This is a genomic window from Pseudomonas sp. CROZ-RG-20F-R04-15 (assembly GCF_022662375.1).
GTDB lineage: Bacteria > Pseudomonadota > Gammaproteobacteria > Pseudomonadales > Pseudomonadaceae > Aquipseudomonas.
Genome location: NZ_JAKNQL010000004.1, coordinates 69,573 through 96,534, shown reverse-complemented (window position 1 = coordinate 96,534; position 26,962 = coordinate 69,573). Strand labels below are relative to the sequence as shown.

19 protein-coding genes are annotated in these 26,962 nt (G+C 59.2%); 11 read left to right on the top strand and 8 right to left on the bottom strand.

The genetic code is table 11. The features are described from left to right. Window positions 1-284: 284 nt before the first annotated feature. The gene (locus L8H52_RS08275) at window positions 285-3,539 is read left to right on the top strand and encodes a hypothetical protein (protein WP_242206693.1); all 3,255 of its coding nucleotides are present in this window, start codon (window positions 285-287) and stop codon (window positions 3,537-3,539) included. 44 nt (window positions 3,540-3,583) lie between these two features. Here L8H52_RS08275 and L8H52_RS08270 read toward each other — a convergent pair whose 3' ends face one another. Continuing rightward, the gene (locus L8H52_RS08270; protein ID WP_242206691.1) at window positions 3,584-3,727 is read right to left on the bottom strand and encodes a hypothetical protein; all 144 of its coding nucleotides are present in this window, start codon (window positions 3,725-3,727) and stop codon (window positions 3,584-3,586) included. Between the two features lie 211 nt (window positions 3,728-3,938). Here L8H52_RS08270 and L8H52_RS08265 point away from each other — a divergent pair, with 211 nt between their 5' ends. The 3 genes from L8H52_RS08265 to L8H52_RS08255 all read left to right on the top strand — a co-directional run bounded on the left by L8H52_RS08265 (window position 3,939) and on the right by L8H52_RS08255 (window position 7,482). Continuing rightward, on the top strand, window positions 3,939-5,360 hold the full coding sequence (locus L8H52_RS08265; RefSeq protein ID WP_242206689.1) for an amino acid permease: 1,422 nt from the start codon (window positions 3,939-3,941) through the stop codon (window positions 5,358-5,360). A 157-nt stretch (window positions 5,361-5,517) separates the two neighbouring features. Then, the gene (locus tag L8H52_RS08260) at window positions 5,518-7,002 is read left to right on the top strand and encodes a glucosyltransferase domain-containing protein (protein ID WP_242206687.1); all 1,485 of its coding nucleotides are present in this window, start codon (window positions 5,518-5,520) and stop codon (window positions 7,000-7,002) included. A 117-nt stretch (window positions 7,003-7,119) separates the two neighbouring features. Continuing rightward, window positions 7,120-7,482, top strand: a complete 363-nt coding sequence (locus tag L8H52_RS08255) for a polysaccharide synthesis protein GtrA (protein WP_242206686.1) — start codon at window positions 7,120-7,122, stop codon at window positions 7,480-7,482. A 37-nt stretch (window positions 7,483-7,519) separates the two neighbouring features. Here the strand turns inward: L8H52_RS08255 and L8H52_RS08250 are convergent, their stop codons facing one another. Beyond that, window positions 7,520-9,139: an FMN-binding glutamate synthase family protein gene (locus L8H52_RS08250; protein WP_242206684.1), complete on the bottom strand. Its 1,620-nt coding sequence runs from the start codon at window positions 9,137-9,139 to the stop codon at window positions 7,520-7,522. A gap of 158 nt (window positions 9,140-9,297) precedes the next feature. Further along, entirely contained in the window at window positions 9,298-10,098 is an 801-nt protein-coding gene (locus tag L8H52_RS08245) for a LuxR C-terminal-related transcriptional regulator (protein ID WP_242206682.1), read from the bottom strand. A gap of 125 nt (window positions 10,099-10,223) precedes the next feature. On the opposite strand from L8H52_RS08245, the gene L8H52_RS08240 reads away from it, so the two are divergent. The 5 genes from L8H52_RS08240 (at window position 10,224) to L8H52_RS08220 (ending at window position 14,305) form a co-directional block, all read left to right on the top strand. After that, window positions 10,224-11,045, top strand: a complete 822-nt coding sequence (locus tag L8H52_RS08240; RefSeq protein ID WP_242206680.1) for a carbon-nitrogen hydrolase family protein — start codon at window positions 10,224-10,226, stop codon at window positions 11,043-11,045. A 280-nt stretch (window positions 11,046-11,325) separates the two neighbouring features. Next, complete coding sequence (locus L8H52_RS08235) at window positions 11,326-12,651, top strand: APC family permease (RefSeq protein WP_242206679.1); 1,326 nt, start codon at window positions 11,326-11,328, stop codon at window positions 12,649-12,651. A gap of 69 nt (window positions 12,652-12,720) precedes the next feature. Continuing rightward, window positions 12,721-13,143: an NUDIX domain-containing protein gene (locus L8H52_RS08230; RefSeq protein WP_242206676.1), complete on the top strand. Its 423-nt coding sequence runs from the start codon at window positions 12,721-12,723 to the stop codon at window positions 13,141-13,143. A 23-nt stretch (window positions 13,144-13,166) separates the two neighbouring features. Continuing rightward, the gene (locus L8H52_RS08225) at window positions 13,167-13,805 is read left to right on the top strand and encodes a LysE family translocator (RefSeq protein ID WP_242206673.1); all 639 of its coding nucleotides are present in this window, start codon (window positions 13,167-13,169) and stop codon (window positions 13,803-13,805) included. A gap of 2 nt (window positions 13,806-13,807) precedes the next feature. Further along, entirely contained in the window at window positions 13,808-14,305 is a 498-nt protein-coding gene (locus L8H52_RS08220; RefSeq protein ID WP_242206671.1) for a GNAT family N-acetyltransferase, read from the top strand. Between the two features lie 125 nt (window positions 14,306-14,430). Here L8H52_RS08220 and metR read toward each other — a convergent pair whose 3' ends face one another. Together metR and L8H52_RS08210 are read right to left on the bottom strand one after the other, a co-directional pair. Further along, window positions 14,431-15,348, bottom strand: coding sequence for a transcriptional regulator MetR (metR, locus tag L8H52_RS08215; protein WP_150652343.1), 918 nt, complete (start codon window positions 15,346-15,348; stop codon window positions 14,431-14,433). A gap of 191 nt (window positions 15,349-15,539) precedes the next feature. Then, a complete protein-coding gene (locus L8H52_RS08210) occupies window positions 15,540-21,098 on the bottom strand; it encodes a DUF6543 domain-containing protein (protein WP_242206669.1) in 5,559 nt (1,852 codons plus the stop codon). A gap of 216 nt (window positions 21,099-21,314) precedes the next feature. Between L8H52_RS08210 and L8H52_RS08205 the strand changes: the two genes are divergently transcribed. Both L8H52_RS08205 and L8H52_RS08200 read left to right on the top strand, forming a co-directional pair. Continuing rightward, the gene (locus L8H52_RS08205; protein WP_242206667.1) at window positions 21,315-22,349 is read left to right on the top strand and encodes an alpha/beta hydrolase; all 1,035 of its coding nucleotides are present in this window, start codon (window positions 21,315-21,317) and stop codon (window positions 22,347-22,349) included. A 165-nt stretch (window positions 22,350-22,514) separates the two neighbouring features. Beyond that, window positions 22,515-23,180 (top strand): DsbA family oxidoreductase, encoded by a 666-nt coding sequence (locus L8H52_RS08200; RefSeq protein WP_242206665.1) that lies wholly within the window; start codon window positions 22,515-22,517, stop codon window positions 23,178-23,180. 202 nt (window positions 23,181-23,382) lie between these two features. Here L8H52_RS08200 and L8H52_RS08195 read toward each other — a convergent pair whose 3' ends face one another. From L8H52_RS08195 to L8H52_RS08185, 3 genes are read right to left on the bottom strand one after another with little or no spacing between them, the layout of a single operon-like run. After that, window positions 23,383-23,712 carry a GlpM family protein gene (locus L8H52_RS08195; RefSeq protein ID WP_242206860.1) on the bottom strand — a complete coding sequence of 110 codons (330 nt, stop codon included), beginning with the start codon at window positions 23,710-23,712 and terminating at the stop codon, window positions 23,383-23,385. 20 nt (window positions 23,713-23,732) lie between these two features. Continuing rightward, window positions 23,733-25,061 (bottom strand): sigma-54 dependent transcriptional regulator, encoded by a 1,329-nt coding sequence (locus L8H52_RS08190; protein ID WP_277930344.1) that lies wholly within the window; start codon window positions 25,059-25,061, stop codon window positions 23,733-23,735. After that, window positions 25,058-26,959, bottom strand: a complete 1,902-nt coding sequence (locus L8H52_RS08185) for an ATP-binding protein (protein ID WP_242206663.1) — start codon at window positions 26,957-26,959, stop codon at window positions 25,058-25,060. Before L8H52_RS08185 ends, L8H52_RS08190 begins: the two co-directional genes overlap by 4 nt. Window positions 26,960-26,962 lie beyond the last annotated feature (3 nt).

Here is a 26,962-nt window from a genome sequence, read left to right as displayed (position 1 = left end):
CGGTGGTTAAAAGTATGAGTCATTTTTATAGTTGATATCGAGTAAGAAAGTTTAAAAACATAAGTTGATAAAGTTTTATGGTTTGAGCTTTCTGGCTGTTTTTGCCTCCGCGGCGCTTGATGTTGGTAAGTTAGCGTATGAGCCAGTGCGGGGTGTTTGAAGTGTTGGCTGGTTAAGTTTTATATACAGTTGGTAAAACACTTAATTGGTAATGCTTGTCGACTGTTTCTTTGAGGATTTTGGATGTTTACTTTTTCCTTGTTTTAATCCTCAAGGAATAGTGTATGTCTGAGTCCAATGGCTCTGTGTCGAATGTTGTTTCGACGTCTGATAGTGATACAAGTAACATTGACCTCGCCAGACTTGAAGCCGAAAAGGTTTTGCCTTCCGCACTGGCTGATTTTGCCGGCGCTTTATCCTGGCAGATTCCTTTAAGTTCCGAGCAAAAGAAGCAGGTGCTGGAAGCTGTGCGGATTTATACCGAGGGTCTTGATGACTTGCCACCGACGGGGCGAGGGCTGCTGGAACTTCTGAACATGGAACAACCGCTGACTCTCGAAACTTTGCGCGATCCAGCCAGGGCGCTGGAAACCCTGATTGCCGGCACTCGCGGTCAGGCACTGGGGCTGGCGGTGCAAACTCGTTTGAAAGGTTATGCCTCGGATGTAAGCGTCAATGACTACGCACTGGCTGCTCTTCAACTGAGCATTGATTCGCAGTCGATTGAAAACCCTAAACGCAATAACGTTGCTGGTTTCGATCTGTGCAGCAAGCAACATTGGGGGAAACCGGTTACGGCAGTGTTCGATGAGCTGCGCAAACATCTGATCAAGGAACTTGTCAGCACCCCCCAAATGGCCGGATTGGGCGCGTATGTTTTGCTGGCGAACAACGCTCCTCTGTTCCTGATCAAAGATATTCCGGTCGGCGTGAAGTACGGCGGTCCGGCATGGTTCAACCTGGCGGTTGCCGCCGCGACCATCGAAGCTCAGTCGCCGGGCAAGGTGGCGAACATGACGTTTGCACAAGTCATGATCTGCGCCGAACGTGCAGCGTTGATCGACCCGGCCGCTACTCAGTACGCGCAGACCGTTACGCTGATTGATTGGGGCGTTGTTCATGGTCTGGTGGCAAGGAAAGAGGATGAAAATTACACCCAGGCAGAATTGGGTGTGCTGAAAACGCGTTTCAATGACGCATTGGCCGACCGGCTCAACACGCCAATCCTGTTGGGTAGTGTGTTCCCGAGTCGCAAGGAAATGGCCCGGGCCGGGCTGAAAAAGGAGTTTGGCGAAGATTATCCCATTGAAGAGCACGTGCTTGAGTGGGACCGATCGGTAGGGGAGAAAATAGTGGACGCGCTCTCCCCGCTGCCAAGTGCAATCCGCGGGCCGGCCGGTCTGCACACGCTGCTGGACGTCGCAATGATGGACGGGGCGTTCAAGTGGAAAACCAGCCATCCATTGGTGAAATACCGTATTCACGACATCAACGAGCTGGATCTGCGTGTACGACGGACCTTCAACCGGGAGTTTGAAGCGACGCTGAATAATCTCAAGGAAGGCGCCCGGTTAACGGTGCGACACCTGATATCCGAGTTGCCACTGGTGGACCGGGAGAACCTCGAACACGGCAAGATCGATTTCTATCAAGACAAGACCATCAAAGCAGGTCTGAGTTTTTTTGATAAGACGATTACTCCCACCAACAGCAACCTGACATTGAGAGTCGAGCGGGGTGCCTATAAGAAAGTCTCGGTGTATTACATCGATCTGGCTGCCGGCTCAATCAGCAAGGAAGATTCTGATCCAGCCACGCATGTCGATCGGGTCAGCCGAGATCTTCCGAGCGTTTCGTACGGCATGAGGCCTTTCACAGTTGCTGATGATGCAATTGCCGCGAAGTTTAAACAACAACGTTATCTGTCGTGGACTCCGTCCGTCCCCGACAGTTACTCCAGTGAGAGAACCCGCCTTATTGCCGATGCGTTTGTCGAACATCTCGATTACGACAGCGACGACATTCTCAAAGCCGCTGAAGGCCAGACCACCTGGGACAAGGAACTGGCGGTGCTGGATTCGCGCGTGCAGTTTCTGCTCAATTTGATCCCCTTCAAATCGGCCATCAGCAATTTTATCGACGGCAAATATCTGGACGGTGCAATTGACCTGTTTCTCGATGTCTTGGGGTTCGTCACCGCTGGCGTGAGTGCCGCGGCAAAGTTGGCACAATTAGGCGCCAGGACGGCATCGGCACTCAGCAAGGCGCTCAAGGCCGCGAAAATCATCGGCGCGCTGGTCATTGGCGAACTCAACCCGTTCAGCGGGCTGCACGTTCTGGCTGCAGGAGGCGCACGACTCGCAGGCAACGGAGTCAAGTTCGTTGCGAACCGCGGCCTGGAAAATCTCGTCAGGTTGCGCGGCGGGGCTGCGGGCACCTATGAGCTGTTGGACGCGGTGAGTAAACAACACGCGACTGCATTGCCAGGCCTCTGGAAGGTAGGCGAGTTGCGTATTGATGGCATAGGCGTTCTGAAAAACGATCAGTGGTACCCCTACAATCTTGCAAGCAATAGAATTTACGGCCCCCCCGGCGACTTTCAGTCCAGACAAGTGCGTATGGGCAGCCTGTTTGGAGCGGATGCAAACTACGCCGATCGCTATTCGAGTTTTCACGACAATATCAAGGCTGCCTGCACGCCGAACAATGTTTCAGCCTTCAAAGATGGCTTCAACGATGGGCTGGATATTGTCAAAGCCATCCCTGATTACAGTTCCCGCATGAGCACGCTGGAATTGTTGGAGTTGGCGACGAAACCGGGTTGGCTCCCCGAAGAAATGGGGGCTCTGACCAGGGAGATAAAAGAGAGTCTGTTTCTGGACGCAGTTATTTATCAAAAGCGACTCATTCGGGACATGCCCAAAGGTGTCAAAGTCGTGCCGTTTTCGCAGTGCAATTTTCTGGCACGGGTCGATGTGGCTTCCAATGGCAGATGCGCCGCGCTGTCATACGGCATGGCATACGCCTTTCATCATCGGCGAGAGGGTACGTTTTTCAGGAATGTCACAAAGGCTGCCGATAACCAGAGTGCTCCGCAAGCGGCACAATTTATTGCCGATCTGGAAAAGAGTCAGCAGCGTCTGGGTGCCAAATATTCATTCCATACAGGGGGCAAGCCGCAAAAAATGGATGCGCAGACCATCATCGATGAGCTCGTCGATGCTCGTGATGAAAAAATACTCATGATCGGCACTAAAAGTCATGGAATGGTCGCCGGCACAAGATTCAAAGCTGGCAAGCAAGAGTGGTTCTTTTACGACCCTAACTCTGGCGTTGCGCTATTTGACACCCAGGAAACCTTACAGGAAGGCTTGTCCAAAGCGTTAGGGGACGGGGCCTTGGCGAAGACTTTCCAGCCGTATGGAAAAAAGCGCGGCGGTGCTGATTATGCTGTCAACGAGTTCAAGCCTGACGAAGTCGAAATAAGTGACATCCGCAGCACCCTCGAGAACTTTTCATCCGCGCCCCTGAGCGTGTGATCCGGCCTGCCTTGTCAGCGCACTGCGGCGATGTTCCGGCGGCGTCAGAAGCCCCGGTAATACGTTGTCGACAGTGCTGAAAAGCCGGGCGAAGCAGAACGGATCAGGCTTTTTGTGAAATACTCGCCGCCGTTTTCAGTGGCGAGTTTTCCTACTTGTGCCAGTTGATCCCATGGGTCTTCTGGCATTCTTGCGGCAACTCCCGCTGAATCTTGTGGTTTATAGAGTGAAAAATCCTGCCCCAGGCTTTTTATACTGCACGCCCCGCTGATCTTGCAGGTTGTCCTGCAGGGCGCGTTTGCCCACGAGGCACTCGCGGTGTCACAGCAGCCAAGGCTTATCGGCCGACGCTTCGCTACTCGGTGGTCATATCCAATAACAAGACGAGGTTGTCCCCCTATGCCAACTGGCAATCACCTGCCTCACGGCGACACCGCTCAGGGCGGTCCGCTGAAACGTGAACTCGGCGAACGGCATATTCGCCTGATGGCGCTCGGTGCCTGTATCGGCGTCGGTCTGTTTCTGGGTTCGGCCAAGGCCATTGAAATGGCCGGCCCGGCGATCATGCTTTCGTACATCCTGGGTGGTCTGGCGATCCTGGTGATCATGCGCGCCCTCGGCGAGATGGCCGTACACAACCCGGTGGCCGGTTCGTTCAGCCGTTACGCACAAGACTATCTCGGCCCGCTGGCGGGCTTTCTCACGGGCTGGAACTACTGGTTCCTGTGGCTGGTGACTTGCGTCGCGGAAATCACCGCGGTAGCCGTCTACATGGGCATCTGGTTTCCCGATGTGCCGCGCTGGATCTGGGCGCTCGCGGCGCTGATCAGCATGGGCTCGATCAACCTGATCGCGGTGAAAGCCTTCGGTGAATTCGAATTCTGGTTTGCCCTGATCAAGATCGTCACCATCATCGCCATGGTCATCGGCGGCGTCGGCATCATCGCTTTCGGCTTCGGCAATGACGGCGTGGCACTGGGGATTTCCAACCTGTGGGCCCATGGCGGCTTCATGCCCAACGGCGTTACCGGCGTGCTGATGTCGCTGCAAATGGTCATGTTCGCCTACCTTGGCGTCGAGATGATCGGCCTGACCGCCGGTGAAGCGAAGAATCCGCAGAAGACCATTCCCGATGCGATCGGCTCGGTGTTCTGGCGGATTCTGCTGTTCTACGTCGGTGCACTGTTCGTGATTCTGTCGATCTACCCGTGGAACGAAATCGGCACTCAGGGCAGCCCGTTCGTGATGACCTTCGAGCGCCTGGGCATCAAGACCGCCGCCGGCATCATCAACTTCGTGGTGATCACCGCCGCGCTGTCGTCGTGCAACGGCGGCATCTTCAGCACCGGCCGCATGCTCTACAGCCTGGCGCAGAACGGTCAGGCCCCGGCCGGTTTTGCCAAGACCTCGAACAACGGCGTGCCACGTCGTGCGCTGCTGCTGTCGATTGCGGTGTTGCTCTTGGGCGTAATGCTCAACTATCTGGTGCCGGAGAAAGTCTTCGTCTGGGTCACCTCGATTGCCACCTTCGGCGCGATCTGGACCTGGGTGATGATCCTGCTGGCCCAGCTGAAATTCCGCAAAGGCCTGAGCGCCAGCGAACGTGCCGGCCTCAAGTACAAGATGTGGCTGTACCCGGTCAGCTCGTACTTTGCCCTGGCGTTTCTGGTGCTGGTGGTCGGCCTGATGGCGTACTTCCCGGACACACGTGTGGCGCTGTATGTGGGCCCGGCGTTTCTGGTGCTGCTGACGGTGTTGTTCTACGTGTTCAAGTTGCAGCCGACCGGTGAATCGCAGGGTGCGGCGCGTTCGGCCTCTTAAGTCGTAGCGGCTGAAGCAACGAAGCCCCAGTCGCGAGATTCGGGGCTTTTTTGTGGGCGCTATTGCAGCCCGACCGCCGGTCTGAAACAACGATACAAACCCGGCGCTGAGGTTCAAATCAGTATCACTTGGCGCGGCAGTGAATAGAGGCGCAGCGATGAGGATCAGCGATTTTGTCGTGCGCGAACTCGGCCGCCGCCAGGTCCTGTGGTTCTTTGTGCTGGCGAGCGGGTTATACGTTCTGCCGTTGATCCTCGCCGACTTTCGCTACATCGATGACAACTGGCGGACACTGGCCGCCGGTAATGCCTGGGCCGGTTACGGGCGGCTGTTTGCCGACTGGCTGTATCAAGCGTTGACCTTCAGCGGCGCTGCGCCGGATATCTTCCCGTTGCCGCTGTTGCTCGCCACTGTGGCGATGAGCCTGGCGCTGACACGACTGACATTTCACTACTTCCCCGAACCGACTCTGGCCTGTTGTCTGGTGCCACTGCCGCTCTGGTACAACCCGTTCCTGCTGCAGAATTTGTCCTATCAATACGACGGGCCGAACATGGCCTTGAGTCTGGTGGCGATGATCTACGCGGTCACCTTTCACGGTTCGACGCAGGTGCAGCGCTGGCTGGTTCCGGCGGCATTGATTGCCCTGGGCATCGGGCTGTACCAGATCAGCATCAACGTGTTTCTCGGCTTGTGTTGTGTGGAGTTGCTCAGGGCGGTGCATCGGCGCGTCGCGTGGATGGAGGTCTGGCACTGCCTCGGCGGCAAGTTTGCGCAACTGGGTCTGGGCTTTGCGATCTATGCGGTCACCGCGTACCCGTTCATGGCGTTTTCCCGGCAAGCGGAGCTGCTCGACCGGGCAGGGCATCCCTTCTTGCAGATCGGCATCAACATGGGGCGGGTCGTGGAAAAAACCGCGCTGCTGTTTCACGGTGGATATCTGTGGGTGTTTGCCGCTCTGGTGCTTCTTGCGCTCTGGGGACTGGCACGACTCGCATGGCCGCAGCGGCGCGCAAGCGCTGTGATCATCGGCCTGAACGCTTTCGCGGTTCTGGTACTGCTCGTGCCGGGCATCACCTTGCTGTTTCGCGACTTCAACGAGGGTGCGCGCACGCTGATGGGGTTCGGCGTCCTCTTGGTGTTTCTGTTCTATCTCGCCCGCCTGGCATTGGCGCCGCATCATCGTTTGTTGCCCTTGCTGCTGATCATCCCGCTGCTGGCGACGCTGTCGCTGTCCTTTGCCTACGGCCGCGTTATGAACCTGCAGAAAGCCTTCGCCAGCGCTGCCCTGTACAGCCTCGGTCACGACATCGGCGCTCATCGAGCACTGCGTGAAGCCAAGCGCATTTACCTGTCGATCAATTACTCCGATCGCTGGCTGGCGAGTGCCGAGGGATCGTTCAGACAGCTGCCAGTACTGCGTTATCTGCTGAATGTCGATTACTACATGCTGGCCGAGAGTCTGCCCTCGATGGGCATCACCAACGTGGTTGCCGAACGTGAGCGGCGCAACGCGACCCACGTCGGTTATCTGGGTTACCCAGCGCTGGTGGAGAGTCTGTATTACCGCATTTATCTGATTGGCGATTACGGTTTTATCGTCATGCAAGAGCCGCCGCACGGGCGGTCGTTGCAGTGGTGAAGCGCTGACCACTCGTCGCATTCAACCCTGCACCTGTAATTTCTGACAGTAGACCGCTACCCCAGCATGGCCTAGGTTGAACGTTCGCCAATGAACGGCCATGGGCAAGGAATCGCGATGAAGGGATTCTCCGCATTGACAGTGATCGGCATCGCCGATGGATTGATTCACTGGCAGATTTTTTTTGTCCTGTGCAGCGCTGTTGGTCTGACTCAGGCCGCGAGCAATTTCGCCGCGTTTTGCGTGGCAGCAGCGTTCTCGTTTTACGTGAACGTGCTCTACACCTTTGAGCGCAGCACGTCGGTGTTCGGCTATCTGCTGTTTATCGGCGTGATGGGCGGGGTGAGTTTTGGCATCGGTTCGATTGCCGATGCGCGGAGTCTGCATGGGTTGGTCACAGTGACGTCTTTCACGCTGCTCAATCTGTTGTCGGGTTACTGCTTTTTCCGGTTTGTCTTGTTGCGCGAGCGACAGGAGTAAAGCGCCAGTCCGTTGCGCAGACTGGCGCATTGGTGCGCTATGCAGCCGCTATTTCCTGAGGCTCGAAACTGTCCGCCCGCGCCATCTGCCACATCCGCGAATAGAACTCGCCATTCACTTCCCCGGTCAGCAATTCCCCCGGTTTCAGGAACACATGCAACTGCGAGAACAGTTTGATCTCGGTCGCCGACATGCGCCGCACCAAGTGCTTGGCCGACAGTTGCGACGGATGTTCAAGGCCAGCCGCTGCCAACATTTCCGCCAATGCCTTGAGCGTGTTGCGGTGGAAGTTGAACACGCGCTGGGCCTTGTCCGGCACCACCAGTGCACGCTGGCGCAAAGTGTCCTGGGTGGCGACGCCAGTCGGGCATTTGTTGGTGTGGCAGCTCTGCGACTGGATGCAGCCGATGGCGAACATGAAGCCGCGTGCGGAGTTGGCCCAGTCGGCGCCGATGGCCAGCACGCTGGCGATGTCGAAGGCGCTGACGATCTTGCCGCTGGCACCGAGTTTGATCTTGTCACGCAGGTTGAGGCCGACCAGGGTGTTGTGGACGAACAGCAGGCCTTCGCGCATCGGCACACCGATGTGATCGGTGAACTCGACCGGTGCTGCGCCGGTACCACCTTCCTTGCCGTCGACGACGATGAAGTCCGGAAGGATGCCGGTTTCCAGCATGGCTTTGGCGATGCCCATGAATTCCCACGGATGGCCGAGGCAGAACTTGAAACCCACCGGTTTTCCGCCGGACAGTTCGCGCAATTGCTGGATGAACTGCATCATTTCGATCGGCGTGGAAAACGCGCTGTGGCGTGACGGCGACACGCAGTCTTCGCCCATCATGATGCCCCGTGTTTCAGCGATTTCCCGGGTGACTTTGTGTTTGGGCAGGATGCCGCCGTGGCCGGGTTTGGCGCCCTGGCTCATCTTGATTTCGATCATCCGCACTTGCGGGTTCTGTGCCTGGGTGGCGAAGCGTTCCGGGTCGAAACGGCCGTCGCTGGTGCGGCACCCAAAATAGCCACTGCCCAGTTCCCAGGTCAGGTCGCCGCCATGTTCGCGGTGATACGGGCTGATGCTGCCTTCACCGGTGTCGTGGGCGAAGTTGCCGAGTTTGGCGCCCTGATTCAGCGCGCGAATCGCGTTGGCGCTGAGTGAACCGAAGCTCATTGCCGAGATGTTGAACACCGACGCCGAATACGGCTGGCTGCACTGCGGGCCACCAACGGTGACGCGGAAACTGCTCGGGTCGCTCAGCGGCGCCGGACGCATCGAGTGGCCGATGAATTCGAAACCGGATTGATAGACATCGATCAGCGTGCCGAACGGCTTGTCGGCGGTTTCGTTTTTCGCTCGCGAATACACCAGCGAACGCTGGGCGCGGGAGAAGGGCAGGGCATCGCTGTCGGACTCCAGCAAATACTGGCGGATCTCCGGGCGGATGCCTTCGACCAGATAACGGATGTTGCCGAGGATCGGATAGTTACGGCGTACGGCGTGCGGGCTTTGCAGCAGGTCGAACAGACCGATCAGGCTCAGCACACCGGTGACGGCGGTGATCGGCCACAGCCAGTCATGTTCGAGAAAGGGCAGGCTGGCGAGGGTGAAAATCACGCAGACGGCAAAGAAGGCGTAGCGGCTCAGGAGTGACAGGCTCATACGGTTTCCTTGGTTCGGACTCGGAATAATCAGCGCTGCAGATTTGTGTGGGAGCGAGCTTGCTCGCGAAAGCGGCGGATCAGCCAACATCAATGTTGGAGGTGATGGCCTCTTCGCGAGCAAGCTCGCTCCCACAGAAAAGCATCAGTCGCGCTGTGTCAGGCGTTTTGCGCCTGAAGAAAAATCGAAAACAGCTCGGACTGGGATTTGATCCCCAGCTTGCTGTACATGTGTTTCTTATGGACTTTCACGGTTTCTACGGAGATTTCCAGCTTACGGGCGATTTCTTTACTGGAACAACCGCTGAGCATCAAGCGCCCGACATCCAGTTCGCGGGCCGTTAGTTGCGCGCCCTTGAGTTGTTGTACCGAGGCTTCCAGTTGCACGCGCCAGTCTGCTTGTGCGGGTGCGACGGCGAGGGCCACGGTTTCGTTGATTTCATAGGGTAGCCGCTGGCGCAAAAGGCCGAGTACCCAAGGCTGGATCAGCGACAACAGGGCAATCTGCTCGTTGCTGAAACGCTGCTTGCTGCCCAGCGACAGGCACAGCGTACGATCGCCTTCGAGCTGACAATTGAACTGGATTTCGTCGGCCACGACATTCAGACGAAAGTATCGCTGGTAATACTCGGTCAGTTCGAAATGCTCCGGCGCCACCTCGGAAAGGCGATACAAACCGGTGCGCGACTGCTCGCGGCAGGCGATGTAGAACGGGTCGAGCCGATACAGGCCGCGCAGATAATCCTGAAACAACTGATCGGGACTGCCGTCTTCGCCGGGGCATTCGGCGAAGACCTGCGGGTGTTGATCGGCGCTGAACAGCAGCGCCACCCAACTATCGAACGGCACGTACTGATCGAGCAAACGCACCAGTTGCGCCCAGAAATTCGGCTTGTCGAGCGCATCGATCAGTTGCCCGACGGCGCGGTGCCAGGTGATGTCGTCAAACGAAAGTGTCATCGATCTACCCCTATCGGGTTACCCCGGCCGCGTGATTCCCTGGCCGGCTGCTTGCTGCGCATACTGGCCCACAGACAGCCACCGGGCAATCTTTCAGCGCCCGACGCTCATCACAAGGAATGCCCATGAAAGTCGAACTCGCCCAATTGGCGGGCCGTGACAATGCCACGGCGTACAACCTCGAACGCGCTTTGGCGGCGATTGCCGCGTGCGCTGCCGACACGCAACTGATCGTGTTCCCGGAAACCCATCTGATGGGCTTCCCGACTGCCGAGACCGTCGCACAAACCGCCGAACCGCTTGATGGCCCGACGGTCAGCGCGGTGCTGGCGGCGGCGCGCCAGCGCAATATCGCGGTGGTGATCGGTATGGCCGAGAACGACCACGGTCGCTTCTACAACACCACGCTGTTGATCACCCCTGAAGGCATCGCCCTGAAATACCGCAAGACGCATTTGTGGGCGTCGGATCGCGGCGTATTCGAGGCCGGCGACCGTTACGCCACGTGCGTGTGGAACGGTGTGCGCGTTGGCTTGCTGATCTGCTACGACATCGAATTTCCAGAGTCGGCCCGTGCCCTGGCGCAACTCGGTGCCGAACTGTTGATCGTGACCAACGGCAACATGGACCCGTACGCACCGACTCACCGCACCGCGATCATGGCCCGTGCCCAGGAGAATCAGGCATTTGCGCTGATGGTCAACCGCGTGGAAGCGGGGGATGACGGTTTGATGTTTGCCGGTGGCAGCGCGCTGGTCGATCCGCTGGGCTCGCTGCTGTTCGAGGCCGGGCGGGAAGAAGGGACGTTCCGCGTTGAGCTGGATTTCGACCGACTGGAGATTGCGCGCAGGGATTACCGCTATCTGGATGATCAGCGGTTGAAGTTGCCGGGGGAGGTGGTGGAGCTTGGCGATGGTGTTCGCGAGTTGTTGATTCCACGCCGTTGACCGCTGCCCTCACCCTAGCCCTCTCCCAGTGGGAGAGGGGACTGACCGTGTTGATTGTTCGAGGTACGCCGACCTGCAATACCGAGTCGCACTCAGGATTTACCCGATCGTTCCCACGCTCTGCGTGGGAATGCAGCCCGGGACGCTCCGCGTCCCAAGAGCGGACGCAGAGCGTCCATTGAGGCATTCCCACGCAGAGCGTGGGAACGATCAGCCACACCCGAAAACATTCGCCGAACCCGGCTCTGCCATAAAACCAATAATTCGGAGTAAGTCGCCCATGGCTCGTTTGCAACGCACCCTTTCATTAGGGGCGGTGGTGCTGTTCGGCATCGCCTACATGACACCGATCATCGTCCTCGGCACCTTTGGCATCCTCGCCCAGTCCACCGCCGGCATGGTCCCCGCCGCGTATCTGGCGGCACTGATCGCGATGTTCTTTACCGCGATGAGCTACGGGCGCATGGCCGCCGCATTCCCGGTCGCCGGTTCCGCCTACAGCTACGTGCGCAAGGCGATCAGCCCCAAGCTCGGTTTCATCGCCGGTTGGGCGGTGCTGCTCGATTACCTGTTTCTGCCGATGGCGATCTGGCTGATCGGTGCGGCTTATCTGGCCTCGGCATTCCCGTCGATCCCGCAATGGATCTGGGTGCTGGCGTTTATCGGCATCACCAGCGCGATCAACATCATTGGTCTGAAACTGGCCAACGGCATCAACGCCTTGCTGATGCTCGTGCAGTTTCTGGTGTTGATCGCCTTCGTCGCGCTGTGCGTGCATTACATCGGTGGCGATGCGAGTACGCCGCTGTGGTCGATCAAACCGTTTTTCAACGGCGACATGCAGATGCCGTTGATCATGAGCGGCGCAGCAATTGCCTGCTATTCGTTCCTCGGCTTCGACGCGGTCAGCACCCTGACCGAAGAAACCCGCGACCCCCGCCGCACCATTCCGCGAGCGATCATGTTGATCACCTTGATCGGCGGACTGATCTTCGTCGGCGTGTCGTACTTCGTGCAGATCGCGCACCCGTCATTGCAGTTCGACAGTGTCGACTCGGCCGCCTATGAAATTGCGCGCAACATCGGCGGTGATCTGTTTGTGTCGATCTTTCTGATCGGTTTGATTGTCGGCCAGTTCGCTTCGGGGCTGTCGGCACAGGCCAGTGGTTCGCGCCTGTTGTTTGCCATGGGCCGTGACGGTGTATTGCCGAAATCATTCTTCGGCACCTTGCACGCGCGCTTCGGCACCCCGGTCAACAGCATCCTGCTCTGCGCCGTGGTGGCGTTGCTGGCGCTGAAACTCGACGTGACGACCTCGACTTCGTTCATCAACTTCGGCGCATTTCTGGCGTTCAGCCTGGTCAACCTGTCGGTGATCTTTCATTACTGGATCGGCGGCGAGAAAAGGGGCCTGCGTGAACTGGTGCTGTTTTTGCTCTTCCCGTTCATTGGTCTGGTCGCGGATTTGTGGCTGATGGTCAGCCTCGATCATCTGGCGGTGTATCTGGGCCTGAGCTGGCTGGCAATCGGCGTGGTGTATCTGGCGGTGCTCACCGGTGGCTTTCGCCGGCAGCCGCCGGAGATGGACTTTCAGGAAGCGAGCTGAGCCTTGCGGCTTGGCACACCGTTGACCGGCATGTGATCCTTGGCGCTTTTGCGCCAAAGGACACCTTGCATGCCGACGCCTTCCCAGACCATTCGTATAGCCGCCGCGCTGGTGCTCAATCCCGCAGGCCAGACTCTGTTGGTGCGCAAGCGTGGCACGACGGCGTTCATGCAACCGGGCGGCAAGATCGAAGCGCACGAGTTGCCGGTACACGCGTTGGCCCGTGAGCTGGAGGAGGAATTGGGCTTGCAGATCGACCCGGTGCAGGCTGCATTTCTCGGGCAGTTCTCGGCGCCTGCCGCCAACGAACCGGGGTTTGTCGTTCAGGCGCAGATCTTTCAACTGACGATCGATACTGAAGTCATGCCGGCAGCGGAAATCGAAGAGGTGATCTGGGCCGATCCTGCCACTGATCCAGTCGTCGAGCTGGCGCCATTGACACGCGACCTGATCCTGCCGTTTTATCGCCAGTCATTGACGGCCATCGCCTGATCATCCACGCAAAGGACTTTGCCATGATCCCGCTGCAAGACTTGCTGATCTTCGCTGCCGCTGCCTTGTTGATGGTGCTGACACCGGGGCCGAACATGATCTATCTGATCTCGCGTTCGATCTGTCAGGGACGCAAGGCCGGGGTCACGTCGTTGCTCGGCGTGGTGGCGGGGTTCTTTGTGCATCTGTTTGCGGCGGCAGCCGGTTTGACCGCCGTGTTCCTGGCGGTGCCAATGGCTTACGAAGTATTGAAATGGGCCGGCGCGCTGTACCTGCTGTGGCTGGCCTGGCAAGCGCTGAAGCCGGGTGCGCGCTCGCCCTTCGAGGCGCAGCAATTGCCTGCCGATTCCTCGCGAAAACTGATCACCATGGGCTTTCTCACCAGCGCCCTGAATCCGAAAATCGCCGTGTTTTATCTGTCTGTTTTTCCGCAGTTCATTACCCCGGAACACGGCTCGGTGTTCAGCCAAAGCATCGTTCTCGGCCTGACCCAGATCAGCGTCAGTTTCTGCGTCAATTTGCTGATCGCGCTGTTCGCGGCGGGCATCGCGTCGTGGTTCGTGCGCAACCCGACGTGGCTGATGCTGCAGCGTTATTGCATGGGATTTGTGCTGACGGGTCTGGCCGTGCGCCTGATGCTTGAACAACGCAGGACGGCTTGAACATGTGGATCGAACGGCTGGACGCCACGCATGCCCTGGCTTACCGGGAACTGATGCTCGAAGCCTACGACCGTCATCCGCAGGCGTTCACCTCCAGCGTCCGTGAACGCGCGGTGATGCCATTGAGCTGGTGGGAAGGGCGCCTGACCAGCACACTCGATGTGGTGCTTGGCGCGTTCGAAGCAGGCACGTTGGCCGGCATCGTCGGCCTGGCTTTCGAGCCACGCGAGAAGGCCCGCCATAAGGCGACGCTGTTCGGTATGTACGTTTCGGCGGATTTTCGCCAGCACGGTCTGGGCTTCGAACTGGTGCAAGCGGCCATTGCCGAAGCGCAGATCCACCCGGCGTTAAAACTCATCCAGTTGACCGTCACGGCTGGCAATGACGCCGCACTCAAGCTTTATCAGCGCTGCGGCTTTATCCAGTTCGGCCTCGAACCGCTGGCGGTGCGGGTGGACGAAGATTATTTCGACAAGATCCACATGTGGCGCGAGATCTGATATCACCCTGATCCCTGTGGGAGCGAGCCTGCTCGCGAAAGCGATGTGTCAGTCAGCAATGTTGGCAACTGACCGATTGCATTCGCGAGCAGGCTCGCTCCCACAGAGGTCGCGCTGTACTTGAATCAGCGCACGGCGCTGACACCGTCCAGGGTCGAAAACGAGGTGTCCTTGGCCGTCAGCAGGAAATCGCGCATGTACGGTGCATCGAGCATGTCGGTGCGGATCGCCGCGTACAACGTCGCGAACAAGCCTTTTTCCCCCAGCCGTTTGCCCTTCACGTAGCCGCGCGAGCTGTATTCGTGCAGCGCCCAGTGCGGCATGCCGCAGACGCCGCGGCCGCTGGCGACCAGTTGCATCATCATCACCGTCAGTTCCGAGGTGCGCACCTGGGCCGGTTCGATGTCGGCAGGTTCGAGAAAACGCGTGAAGATGTCGAGGCGATCGCGTTCCACCGGGTAGGTGATCAGCGTTTCCGTCAGCAGGTCTTCCGGGACAATGTACGGTTTGCTGGCCAGTGCGTGCTGGTTGGCCACGGCGAGCATCGCTTCGTAGGTGAACAGCGGCACATAAGTGATGCCGGCGATTTCCAGCGGGTCGGACGTCACCACCAGATCCAGATCGCCACGGGCCAGCGCCGGCAGCGGCGCAAACGAGAAACCCGAGGCGAGGTCGAGTTCGACTTCCGGCCAGGCATCGCGGAACTGGTCGATGGTCGGCATCAGCCACTGAAAGCAGCTGTGGCATTCGATGGCCATGTGCAGACGCCCGGCGGTGCCACCGGCCAGACGACCGATATCGCGCTCGGCAGCGCGCAGCAGCGGCAGGGTTGCGTCAGCCAGTTGCAGCAGACGCAAACCGGCGCTGGTGAAACGCACCGGTTTGGTCTTGCGCACGAACAAGGCCATGCCCAGGCGTTCCTCGAGCTCCTTGAACTGGTGCGACAGCGCTGATTGCGTCAGGTGCAAGCGATCGGCGGCGTCCACCAGACTGTCGGCTTCGCGCAGGGCATGCAGGGTTTTCAGGTGACGGATTTCAAGCACTGCGGGACTCCATGAGGAAAACTTGTGATCAATGCATAGGCGTTGAGTTTGTCTCATGTTGGTCGGGCTGTCGATATTAGCCCGGCATCAGACAGCTTGGTCGAGCGCCCGGCGACTCTCCCGCTCGTTCTGAAAGGTGCGGTGCGGCTGGCAGATCTGCCAGCCGTGCCGGGTGTTTGTGTGATGTGGATTCAGAGTCCCTCGAAATGCCCCAGAACAATCGAACGCGGCCCGATATCGGAGTACGGCAGATCGGCTTTATCGGCATGGGTCAGATATCGATGCGCCGGCAGTTTCAAGTGCGCTTTCTCGAATTGCCTGAATACCGGCGCTGCGCTGGAGTAGTGGAAGTGGGCGTACCACAGCAGCCGGGCCGGTGCTGCGGTGATGTCCCAGATTTCATATTCCTGCATGTAGTCGTTTTCGCCATGGCGCTTGCCGAGCTGTTTGATCGGACGGGGTTTGCGGATTTCCACAGCGTTCTGGGCGATGAGGTCATCGAGCATGCCGTCGGTAGGCTTTGCCACGCTCATCGTACGTTGCGTGCGCAGGGTACGCCCGGCAGCGATCAAGTCGTCAGCCTTGTCACGCAATTGCACGATGATCGGGTGCTCGGCCGATACCGCCGCGATGCGATCGGCCCGAGTGTTGAGCTCTGCGGCCTGGCTGTCCATCATGTGTTGCAGATCGACGGGCAGCATGCCCCGGTCGGCGTTGCTCTCAACCGTTGCGCGGTAAGTCACTTGAGCGTCCAGACGCTGTTGTGCGTCTGTCACCAGATCGGCAAGCGCCGTTGGCGTGGTTGCCGGCGTTTCAGCATTGCCCGGGGTGAGCAGGCGAGCCTTGCCATCGGCGCCTTCTTCCCAGATTTCGACGATGCCCTCGCGAAGTCTGCGCTCATACAGGCGTCTTTGCGTCTTTGAATCCCATTTTTCAACGCCGTACAACAGATTGTCATCCGTGGTCGTGAACACCCGTTGAGCTGCCTCGCCTGAGGTTTTCGCTTTGCTCGGTGTCTTCACTTCGGCGAGGGCACGGCTGGTCATTTTCTCCAGATCGTTGAGCAACGGTTCAACCATATCCATATGGAAATGCTGTGGATAGCTGGCCGTCCAGACTTTCATTTGCAGACGAAAGCGGGTGTACAGATCGGCGCAGTTCTGCAGAATCTGACTGCGTTGTGCCGGCGTGGTGATGATTTTCGGCAGGTCATACTGCGTTTCCACCGCGCGGTACACATCGGCGCGAAGTCTGGACGCTCGTTGCAGCAGATAAAACCAGGAAACCTCTCTGTGATGGGCGTGATTCTTGACGGCTTCCAAGCGTTGGGTTGCTCGCACGTAGAGCAGATTGGCATCGCTGTACAGGGTGTTCATTTCTTCGACAAACTCGACGAGATGGGTCTTGTCGGCTTTTATACTGACCCGCGCATACCAATGGTTGGCAAGCGCTTTGACTTCCTGCTGCTGATCGAGCTTTTTCAGGTATTCGACCCGCAGCACGCGGACCTCTTCCAGCATCCTCAAACGCTCTGGCAACGCTTGGCTCGGCAAGGCGTTCAACGTCGTGCTCAACTCGTTAATGCGGTCCGTCACCGGAACAATGCTGTCGGAAACATGTGAAGCGCGCTGCCAGTATCGTTCGGTCAGTTTCATCGCGACCTCACTCTGACTGTCCTTAACGGATTGACGCTTTTTTTTCTGTGTCAGCGGCCTCAGTTCTTCCAGAACCTCATAGCGCCGGCTCTCCAGACGGATATCTTCGAGGCAGGCGGCTTCGGAGGCCGCCCGCAATGCGTGGCGGTCGGCAAGGCTGGCATCTTCGTAACTGTCGATGGCTTTCTTGCTTAGCGGGATTCTTGCGTCGGCCAGATCGGTAAGGCGTTCGGACTCATCGGTCAATTGCAGTTGACGGCGAAATGCGCGGTCGGCCCACCAGCGCGGCAAGCGTTGCCGAATGACCGGTGGCCAGTAAGGGTCAAGGACATCGGCCAGGTGTCCGGCGACATTGCCACCGCCCAGCGCACCGCCTTCGAGCGTGGTGCCGTAGACCCCAAACCAGGTGTCCCAGTGTCCGCTTTCATCCAGGGCAATCGGCTGTTTGTAGGTTTTGCGCGAGTTGCCGGACAACCGCCAACTGCGTGAATCGTTGCTGAGTTCCACCTGGTAAAGACGTCCCTGGCGTTCGATGAAATCGCCGTCGGCATGCCGGTAGATATTGCGGTAGAGACCATGAGTCGCGGGCTGTACGCTCGACAGGGAAAGCGGCTTTTCATAGTCGTAATCGGCGAAGCGTGCCAATACGTGTCTGGCCTGCCGCCGGGTTTTGCCCTGCAGGGTGGCCACATTGCCAATCAGTTGATTAAGCTGACGCGTCCGGGTCAGCGCGCGGCTGGTCCGCGACAGCGTCGAGGCGATGGCTTCACCCGGAAGCACATCCATCAGGGCGTCGATCAACGACAGCAACATCGATTCGATTTCCGCCAGACCATCGCCCACCTCGCCGCGCAAGAACGCGGCCGTCGCCTGATTGGCCGCCGTCCAGGCTTGATAAAGGGCCAGCGCAGTGCCGACGAAGGGCACCATGCCGATCGCCATCAAGATGTAGTTGAAGGCGCGCGGACCCTTCAATGCATGGCGCTCGAAGAACAACTCGTCATTGGAGCGCGAGCTGCCGCGATGGGCCTCAACCAAACGGCCCATGTGCGCGTCGAGTAGATGCGCGGCCAGGGAGGTGGTTTGTGGCCAGCGCTCACCAATTTCGATGAGGGCATCGAAGTTCTTTGCCACGGCCTGATGGATCCGCCCCACATGCGCCTTGACGTTACCGTGCAGGGTTCGGCCGGCCAGCCAAGTCACCCATTTGTCGCTCGTGCATAACCTGAACAGGCCTTTGCGCGCGGCTTCGAGGTTGTCGTAGCGGCGCAAAAACTGCTCGTCGGGGCTTTCGGGCAGATACAGCAGGGTCACCCCGCTGACCTGTTCTTCGATGAACGTCACTCCCGACAGCGTGACGGGGCCTTCACGCGGCGTGTCTTTGCCGCCCACTTTCAGGGACACTGGCAGCAGCGCGATGCGCTTGCCGTCGACATTCCACGCTTGCGCAGTGCTGGCCGCGATGGCGGTGTTCAGCGTCGCGGCCTCCTCGTTGCTGATGTGCTTGCGCCGGCGTGCGCTTTCAGCCTGGATCGTGAGCATCAGGCGCCAGGGCTCAATCAGGCTTTCCCGGCGATGCTCCTTGACGAACACTGGCTCGGTCGTAGTGCCGATGAAGGCGTCGCGGATTTTCTGCTCATAGACCTTGGGCAAGTCCAGTTCCGGCAGCGCTTTGCGCAAATAGGTCAGATTGATGCCGTTAAGCAGGCGGCTGCGATCTGTCTTGTGAGTTGCGCGGACCTCCGTTCGCAGGAAAATCAAGCGTTGCGACAGTGAGTCATTGAGCACTGATTGGACATTGTCGATGTTGAGTTGAGCGAGATCTTCGAGCGGCATTTTGCTGCGCGTCGCGCCGGGCACGATGACCGTGGTTTTTCGATGGCCGCCGGGGCCGGATTCATAATGGGGTTCCGTACGGGTCGAATCGGGCAGCTCGACTTCTACCGAAAAATCGCCCTCGAGGGAGAAATCCTTGCGCAGCCGCGCGTACAGGTGCTTGCGGGTAAAGTCGTCACGCGGCTCCAGCGCAAGGGTCATGAGCTGGTGGCTCTTGCGCATCGCCGCGATGTACGCCTCGAGGTTTTTTTTCAGCGCGCTGCGTTCACCACTGTTGAGGTTGATCAGCCAGTCCGGCAGATGCTCGGCGAGCGTGGCACTGCGATCCTGTTCCAGCACATGGGCAAACGCCAGGCTTCTGGCGGCGTGTACCGGCACCTGCAAAGCAGCACAGCTGTTTTCGCGGAGGATTTCCAGCGCGTCGGCCTGCTCGGCTTTGCCGCTGAGCGGGGTGGCTTTTGACTTGTAATCGTCGAGCAGTTCATCCAGACCGGCATGCAACGGGTCCGTGGTCATCGTGTTCAGTTGCAGGGTCAGTTCGGGCGTGTGGTCCTCAATCATGAACGCCTCGCGCTCCAGCCGCCGACGGTTGGCGAACGCCTGCAAACCGCCGCCGCTGCCTGGCCAGTAGAGCAGCAGACTGTCTGTCGAGTCGCGGTCTGCCAAGGCGCCTGGCTGCGTGATGACAAAGGCTCCCTTGAGTTTTTCGGTTTGTACGGCAGTGGTTCCACCAACCGTTTCGGTCATCGACAGGGTGAGGCTGGCCACGCTCACGTCAGCATTTGTCTGGTTGGCGCCGGCGTTGTCCAGCACGGTTGTGAGCCGTGTGTGCTGATCGGTATCGAGATGGCCCAGCGCCAATTGCAGTTTGGCGTCGGCGTACAAACCGTCTTTGTGCGCCTGATGAAGCGCGGTGAAGTCTTTGTGGCTGCTGCTCAGGTCGGATATTTGCACCTGATAAAGCAAGTCGTTCAGCGCTTTGTCGCAGGCTTGCTCAGCGGCTTCAATGGCGTTGAGTGCGTCCTGGCAGGTCTTCTTGTGTGCTCCGTCGTGGTCGTTCTCCAGCAGTGTGTCGAGCGCTTCCCGCTCGCGCTTGATGGCTGCCAGGCGTACACCCAGCGCAATCCCCGCCGACAGGCCGCCGAACAGCGGTTTTTGATCGGGTTCGACAGTGGACAGTTGATGGCTGACGGACGGCGCAGAGGCGACGATGCTCGCGGTGCCGCGCTGGCGATCCAGCTGATCGACCTGCACCAGCGATTGTGCGCCGTGCTCCATCAGCCCGGGCTTGCCTTTGTTTGTATTGCACAACGCGCTGATCTGCGCTTGTTGTCGAGTTGCGAACAGATCGCTTGAACCGCTGACGACCGGATCAAAGACCGTGGTGTATGCAAAACGCAGATGTTCACCAGACAGGCCGGTTGGCACCAGTCCCTGGCGGGACAGCCAGTTTTCCATCTCTTTGCGCGTCTTGAAAAACTGCACGGGCACGGAGCGGCTGGGCAAATAGAGCAAAGGACTGGCAGATGCCGGATCATCCACGCTGATCACCCAAGCCCCCGCGAGTTTGACTTTGCTGCCATTGCTCAACAGCAGCGCCAGCTGTTGCGTATGAATGGGCTGACCGTCCAGCAGCAGCGCTCCGCAGGCGCTGTCGAGGATTTGCTGCAGGGGTTTGAGCTGTTGCGCGGTGATCGTGCGACGGGCGAGCGCCATGTCGGCTGTGGCTTCCAGGTGTTCACGATAGAACTGCAGGCAGCGTTCTCGCCGCGACACTGCCGTATGCGGTGCTCGCGCCTCCCAGAAACTTGCCCAGCGCGTGGCGTGGAACTGCTGCGGATCAAGCGCTTTGAGCTTTTCGAGCACTTGCAGCGGTTTCAAGGCGAACAGTGGGTGATCGGCAACCAGACCGGTGACCTGGCAGCGCTGGTCGAGCGTGACGTCCAGCGTCGGCTGTTGCAGGACAAACGCACAGGCCTCGGTGAGGCTGACAAGGTGCTCGGGATGATCGGCGGTAGCGGCAAAGCGCAGCGCGGTTTTCTCACCGTCAAGTTGCAACTTTTCCTGCAACAGCTCATTGAGGCTATCGCGCAGCCCAGGGCTGGCTGCATACAGTTCACGCAAGCCGTCGCTGCTGTCCTGCCAGCGTCTGGATGCTTGCAGGGCGAGGCTGTCATCGGTGATTTTCGCCAACCGAGTGGATGTTTTCAGCGTCGGTGATGGCGCGGAGGGTAAAGCGCGGGTGCTCTGATCAGGCATGGTGGCATGACTCGCAAGGGGAGCGGCGGATCCGCTCCGGTGCGCGTCATTCAAGGCAAATTGCGCAGGACGTTGGCGGTATATAGATATTGTTTGCCACCCCCCTGCCTGACCGCTCGGCACTCTTCATCAAACTGTCATGGAACTGTGGCAGCGCGCTTGTACAAACTTCATCAGACTCGCGCTCTACTGGGGTTCTGCGTTTCGGTGTTTTTCATGGCTAAGGTTTTTTTGTCTGTCGCGGCTTTGTTGGCCGCGATTTTTTTCGGTCCGTCGACTTGGGCGGCGGCGCGCTGCGACGTGGATGTACCGACCGAGCACGTTGATCTGCAGCAGGTGAGCATTGCTTACCAGAGCATCGGTCGCGCATCGGATCCGGCGTTGTTGCTGGTCATGGGTCTGGGTGGGCAGCTGATCCACTGGCCTGACGAAGTGGTGGTTGCACTGTGTCAGCAGGGCTTTCGGGTGATTCGCTACGACAACCGCGACGTCGGCCTGTCGACCTGGCGTCAGGCGCCGGTGGAAGCCAATCTGACCTTTGAAGTGTTGCGCTACAAGCTCGGTCTGCCGGTGGCGGCGCCGTACAGCCTGACCGACATGGCCGATGATGCGTTGGGTCTGATGGACGCGTTGCACATCGAGCAATTTCACGTACTGGGCGCAAGCATGGGCGGAATGATCGCCCAGCACATGGCGGCGATGGCGCCACAGCGGGTCGAGAGTCTGACGCTGATCATGACCAGTTCCGGTGCCGAAGGTTTGCCGGCACCGAGTGCGGCGCTGGTGCAGTTACTGTCGCGACGCGGTGCGCCGAATCGTCAGGTGGCACTGGAGCAACAGGCCGATCTGCTGGCGGCACTGGGCAGCCCGGCGGTCACCGATGATCGGCAGGTCTTGCTGCATCAGGCCGCGCTGTCGTATGACCGTGCATTCAACCCGGAAGGCGTGAAGCGGCAGATCATGGCGATCCTCGCCGAACCGAGCCGTGTGGCGTTGCTCAACCAGTTGCGGGTGCCGACGCTGGTGGTGCATGGCACGGCGGATCCGTTGCTGCCGGTGATGCACGGCGTGCATCTGGCAGCGCACATTCGCGGCAGCCAGTTGAAGCTGATTCCGGGATTGGCCCATCGTTTTCAGGAGGCGTTCAAGGAGCCGTTATTGGCGGCGGTGTTGCCGTATCTGCAGGCGCATCGTGAAGACACTTCGCACTGGGCGCAGATCGAGCCGGCGGTGGGCGGGAATTTGCTGTAACCGAAAGTTGGCGGTGGTGATGGCCCCTTCGCGAGCAGGCTCGCTCCCACATTTGCAATGCGTCCCCCTGTGGGAGCGAGCTTGCTCGCGAAGGGGGCACCACAAAATCCGGCCGGGGTGTATCGTGCAAACTTTCCCGCACGATTTCCCCCCGCGAGGTGTGTGATGAGTTCTGCCTTGAAAATCGACTTTGTCAGCGACGTCTCCTGCCCGTGGTGCGTCGTTGGTTTGTATGGCTTGCTCGAAGCGTTGGAAATCCTGCGCAACGAAGTGCAGGCCGAGATCCGTTTTCAGCCGTTCGAGCTGAATCCGAAAATGGGCGTCGACGGGCAGAACATTGCCGAACATATTCAGGAGAAATACGGTTCGACGCCTGAGCAGTCGCAGAAGAACCGCGAAGCGATCCGCGCCCGGGGTGCCGAACTTGGTTTTGCTTTCCGCACCGACGGCAACAGCCGCATCTACAACACCTTCGATGCACACCGCTTGCTGCATTGGGCGGGGCTTGAAGGTCTGCAATTGCCGCTGAAAGAGGCATTGTTCAAAGCCTATTTCAGCGATGGTGGCAATCCGTCGGATCATCAGCAACTGGTGCAGATCGCTGAAAGTGTCGGGCTGGATCGCCAGCGTGCGGAGGCGGTTCTGGCGTCGGAAGAGTTTGCCAATGAGGTGCGCGAGGAGGAGCAGCTGTGGCTGCAGCGCGGGGTGAGTTCGGTGCCGACGGTGGTGTTCAACGGGCAGTATGCGGTGACGGGCGGGCAACCGGTGGAGACGTTTGTCGGGGCGATTCGACAGATCATGGCGGAGTCCAAGGGCGGTACCGTCAACTGAAGATCAAAAGCCCCTCACCCTAGCCCTCTCCCAGAGGGAGAGGGGACTGAATGGGGGATGCTGGAGTGATACGCCGACCTGAGCGTGTTTCGCTGAATCCATAATCGACTCGGTTTTTCAGGTCGATGTAACTTCAACGACACCTCGGTCGGCCCCCTCTCCCTACGGGCGGTCCGACGTTTCGGGAGGGCTGGGGTGAGGGTCAGCTGTGCAGCCGAACCCAAACAGTCACCAAAACAGTGGCAGCCATCAACCAGGCCACCGCCGCTACGGCCAGCGAAGCCTCCAACCGCAATCGATCCACCATCACATACAACGTCGCCAGATACACAAAATACGGAATGATCGACCACATCCCGAACACGATCGTGGTCTTCAGATCCTCAATCGAGCGCCCCTTGCCGACGATGTAATGCGCGATCAGCGCAAACGTCGGAAACAGCGGCACCAGCCCGGCGATGTAGTAATTTCTGGTCTTCGACAGTGCCGCGAGAATCACCACCACCGCTGCGCCCAACAGGGCTTTGAAAATCAGATCCACATCGTTCTCGCTTAATGGCTCAGGCCGTACTTTTTCACTTTGTCGAACAGCGTGGTCTTGGCCATGCCCAGCTCAAGACTGGCCTGAGTCAGGTTGCCACCGCTGCGTTGCAGGGCGTCGCCGAGCAGGTTGCGCTCGAAGGCTTCCACCGCTTCGGCAAACGCCAGGCCTTGGCCGCCTGCGCTGGTGCCGGACTTCTTGAACGCTGGCAGACCGAGGGCAAACCGTTCGGCGACATTGCGCAGTTCACGCACGTTGCCCGGCCAGTCGTGGCTCATCAGGTTCGACAGGGTCTGGTTGTCCATCTCCGGCAGTGCGCGGTCGAAGCGCAGTGCTGATTGCTGGGTGAAGTGTTCGAACAGTTGCAGGATGTCCTCGCGGCGCTCGCGCAGCGGCGGCAATTCCAGCGTCACCACGTTGAGGCGGTAGTACAAGTCGCTGCGGAACTCGCCGGCCTTGCTCGATTCGTCGAGATCGGATTTGGTCGCCGCGATCACCCGGCAATCGACCGCCACGCTCTGGTTCGAGCCGAGGCGTTCGAGAGTGCGTTCCTGCAACACGCGCAGCAGTTTGATCTGCAATGGCAGCGGCATGCTTTCCACCTCGTCGAGGAACAGCGTGCCGCCGTCGGCGTGTTCGATCTTGCCGATCCGGCGTTTACCGGCGCCGGTGAAGGCATTGGCTTCATGGCCGAAAATTTCGCTTTCGAAGAGATTCTCCGGCAGGCCGCCGCAGTTCAACGCGACGAACTGCTTGCTGTGCCGGCGGCTGAAGTCGTGCAGGCAGCGCGCGACCAGTTCTTTACCGGTGCCGGTTTCACCTTCGATCAAGACGTTGGCCGAGGTGTCGGCGACGTTGGCGATCAGTTCGCGCAGGTTCTGCATCGCTGGCGAGCGGCCGATGATCCGTCCTTCCAGGGAGTCGCGCTCGGCCAGTTGCCGGCGCAGCGACGACACTTCGCGAGCCAGACTGCGTTGCTCCAGCGCCCGTCGTGCGACATCCACCAGACGCTCCGGCGAAAACGGCTTTTCCATGAAGTCGTAAGCGCCTTTCTGCATCGCGCCGACGGCCATGGAAATGTCGCCGTGGCCGGTAATCAACACCACCGGCAGGCTGCGATCGCGTTGCTTGAGGCGGGTCAACAGTTCCAGGCCATCGATGCCCGGCAGGCGGATATCGCTGATGACGATACCGGCAAAGTTGTCGCCGACACGTTCCAGCGCTTCCTCGGCACTGCCGACGCCGACGCAGGGAATGTCTTCCAGGGTCAGTGCCTGCTGGCAGCCGAGCAGCACATGGGGGTCGTCTTCGACGATCAGCACACTAAGGTCGTGGTTCATATTGGCTCGGCAGGAGTAGGGCTTACCAACGGTAAACTGAGGACGAAGGTGGTGCCACCGCTGGCCGGGTGTTCAACACCCAGGTGTCCGCCGGTGGCGGCCGCGAGGCTGGCGGAAAGGGTCAAACCAAGGCCCAGGCCTTGTTCGCCAGGCTTGGTAGTAAAAAACGGTTCGAACAGATGCTTGCGCGCTTCGGCATCGATGCCGTGGCCGTTGTCGCGCACGCGCAGGCGATATTTGGCGTTGAACTCTTCGCCTTCCAGCCACAGCTCGGGTTGCGGTTGCGCCTGCATGGCGTCGAGGGCGTTGCCGATCAGGTTGACCAGTATCTGTTCGAGACGGGTCTGGTCGATCTGCACCTGCACATCAATGAACTGCCGGTGAATGTTGAGCGCCGAACTCTCCAGGCGTGCACCCAGCAACTGCAGTGCTGCCTCCACGGCTTTGCCGAGGCTGGCCTGGCCCTGGTTGTCACCGCGCCGGGCGAACGAACGCAGGCTGGCGGTGATCCGGCCCATGCGGTCGATCAGCTCGTTGATGGTCTTCAGGTTGGTGCTGGCCACATCCAGCTGACCGCGTTCGAGAAAGCGTACGGTGTTGCCCGACAGCGTGCGCATGGCGGCCAGCGGCTGGTTCAATTCGTGGGCGATGCTGGTCGACATCTGGCCGATGGCGGCGAGTTTGCCGGCCTGCACCAATTCATCCTGAGCGCGGCGCAACGTCTCTTCGGCCTGACGACGTTCGCGGATCTGGCTCTTCAAACGTTCGTTGCTGGCGCGCAAGTCGGTGGTGCGTTCGGTAATCCGACGCTCCAGTTGATTATTGGCTTCCTGCAAGGCTTCACGGGCAGCGAGGCGAGTAGCAATGACCTTGCGCCGCTCGTTCCAGGCAATCAACAGGAAGGCGACCAGCGCAAATGCGACCGCGACGAGAATGCCTTGATTGATCGCTTCGCGGCGCAGGTCCTGCAACGGTGTGAGCAGGGTGAAATTCCACGGTGTGTCGCTCAATTGCCGGGTTTGCGCGAGATAGCTGATGTTGTCTGCATCGGACTGCACTTCGCTGTTGGCAGGGAAGGTGAGTTTTTCCACGCCTTCCGACAATGTTTCCCGAGCCAGCGGTTGCAGTTCATTGAGCGGGAACCAGTAGTACTGCAGGCTGCGCGCGAGTCTTTCCTTGATTTCGTCGGTGAGCGGAATCACTGACTTGAGGCGTCGAGCCGGATCACTGGAAAGAATGATGATGCCGTTCTCATCGCTGACAAAGGCTTCGAGACGCGCGCGTTGCCAGCGTTCTTCCATGGCTTCCATGCGCACTTTGACCACCGCGACACCGATGATCTTGCCGTGCTCTTCGAGGCCATGGGCGAGGTAGTAACCGGGTTCGCCGTTGGTGCTGCCGATGCCGTAGAAACGCCCGGGCTCACCGCGTATGGCTTTCTGGAAATAAGCGCGAAAGGACAGGTCTTCACCGAGGTAACTGTCGACATCGCGCCAGTTGCTGGTGGCCATGACGCGGCCGGTGGTGTCCATGACGTAGATGGCCCGACTGCGGCTGCGCCGGTTCAGGCCTTCGAGGTAATCGTTGACGGTTCGCCGGTGTTCCGGGGTCGGGTCGGCCAGCAGTTGCGAGACACTCGTCTCAAGCTCCAGCAGGCTGGGCAGGTAGGTGTATTTGCTGATTTCGCTTTCGACCGCGCGGGCGTTCAGTTCGAGCTGACGCTGACCGTTTTCACTGAGGCTGCGAATGCCAAAATGCTCACTGGTCCAGAAGCCGGCGTAACCCAGCCCGATCATCAGGATGATGACCAGCGGCGGCAGAAACAGATGGCGAATCAGACGAGGCTTCACGGCAAGTGATGGCGGCGCGGCGCGATAGAGATTGGGGTCGCATTTCATCAC

Excerpts from the sequence above, each read along its gene's own strand:
- L8H52_RS08205 (WP_242206667.1), top strand. The coding sequence starts at position 21,315 with ATGGCTAAGGTTTTTTTGTCTGTCGCGGCTTTGTTGGCCGCGATTTTT.
- L8H52_RS08275 (WP_242206693.1), top strand. The coding sequence starts at position 285 with ATGTCTGAGTCCAATGGCTCTGTGTCGAATGTTGTTTCGACGTCTGAT.
- L8H52_RS08245 (WP_242206682.1), bottom strand. The coding sequence starts at position 10,098 with ATGACACTTTCGTTTGACGACATCACCTGGCACCGCGCCGTCGGGCAA.
- L8H52_RS08240 (WP_242206680.1), top strand. The coding sequence starts at position 10,224 with ATGAAAGTCGAACTCGCCCAATTGGCGGGCCGTGACAATGCCACGGCG.
- L8H52_RS08260 (WP_242206687.1), top strand. The coding sequence starts at position 5,518 with ATGAGGATCAGCGATTTTGTCGTGCGCGAACTCGGCCGCCGCCAGGTC.
- L8H52_RS08190 (WP_277930344.1), bottom strand. The coding sequence starts at position 25,061 with ATGAACCACGACCTTAGTGTGCTGATCGTCGAAGACGACCCCCATGTG.
- L8H52_RS08265 (WP_242206689.1), top strand. The coding sequence starts at position 3,939 with ATGCCAACTGGCAATCACCTGCCTCACGGCGACACCGCTCAGGGCGGT.
- L8H52_RS08230 (WP_242206676.1), top strand. The coding sequence starts at position 12,721 with ATGCCGACGCCTTCCCAGACCATTCGTATAGCCGCCGCGCTGGTGCTC.
- L8H52_RS08220 (WP_242206671.1), top strand. The coding sequence starts at position 13,808 with ATGTGGATCGAACGGCTGGACGCCACGCATGCCCTGGCTTACCGGGAA.
- L8H52_RS08270 (WP_242206691.1), bottom strand. The coding sequence starts at position 3,727 with ATGCCAGAAGACCCATGGGATCAACTGGCACAAGTAGGAAAACTCGCC.
- L8H52_RS08185 (WP_242206663.1), bottom strand. The coding sequence starts at position 26,959 with ATGAAATGCGACCCCAATCTCTATCGCGCCGCGCCGCCATCACTTGCC.
- L8H52_RS08250 (WP_242206684.1), bottom strand. The coding sequence starts at position 9,139 with ATGAGCCTGTCACTCCTGAGCCGCTACGCCTTCTTTGCCGTCTGCGTG.
- L8H52_RS08235 (WP_242206679.1), top strand. The coding sequence starts at position 11,326 with ATGGCTCGTTTGCAACGCACCCTTTCATTAGGGGCGGTGGTGCTGTTC.
- L8H52_RS08200 (WP_242206665.1), top strand. The coding sequence starts at position 22,515 with ATGAGTTCTGCCTTGAAAATCGACTTTGTCAGCGACGTCTCCTGCCCG.
- L8H52_RS08255 (WP_242206686.1), top strand. The coding sequence starts at position 7,120 with ATGAAGGGATTCTCCGCATTGACAGTGATCGGCATCGCCGATGGATTG.
- L8H52_RS08225 (WP_242206673.1), top strand. The coding sequence starts at position 13,167 with ATGATCCCGCTGCAAGACTTGCTGATCTTCGCTGCCGCTGCCTTGTTG.
- L8H52_RS08210 (WP_242206669.1), bottom strand. The coding sequence starts at position 21,098 with ATGCCTGATCAGAGCACCCGCGCTTTACCCTCCGCGCCATCACCGACG.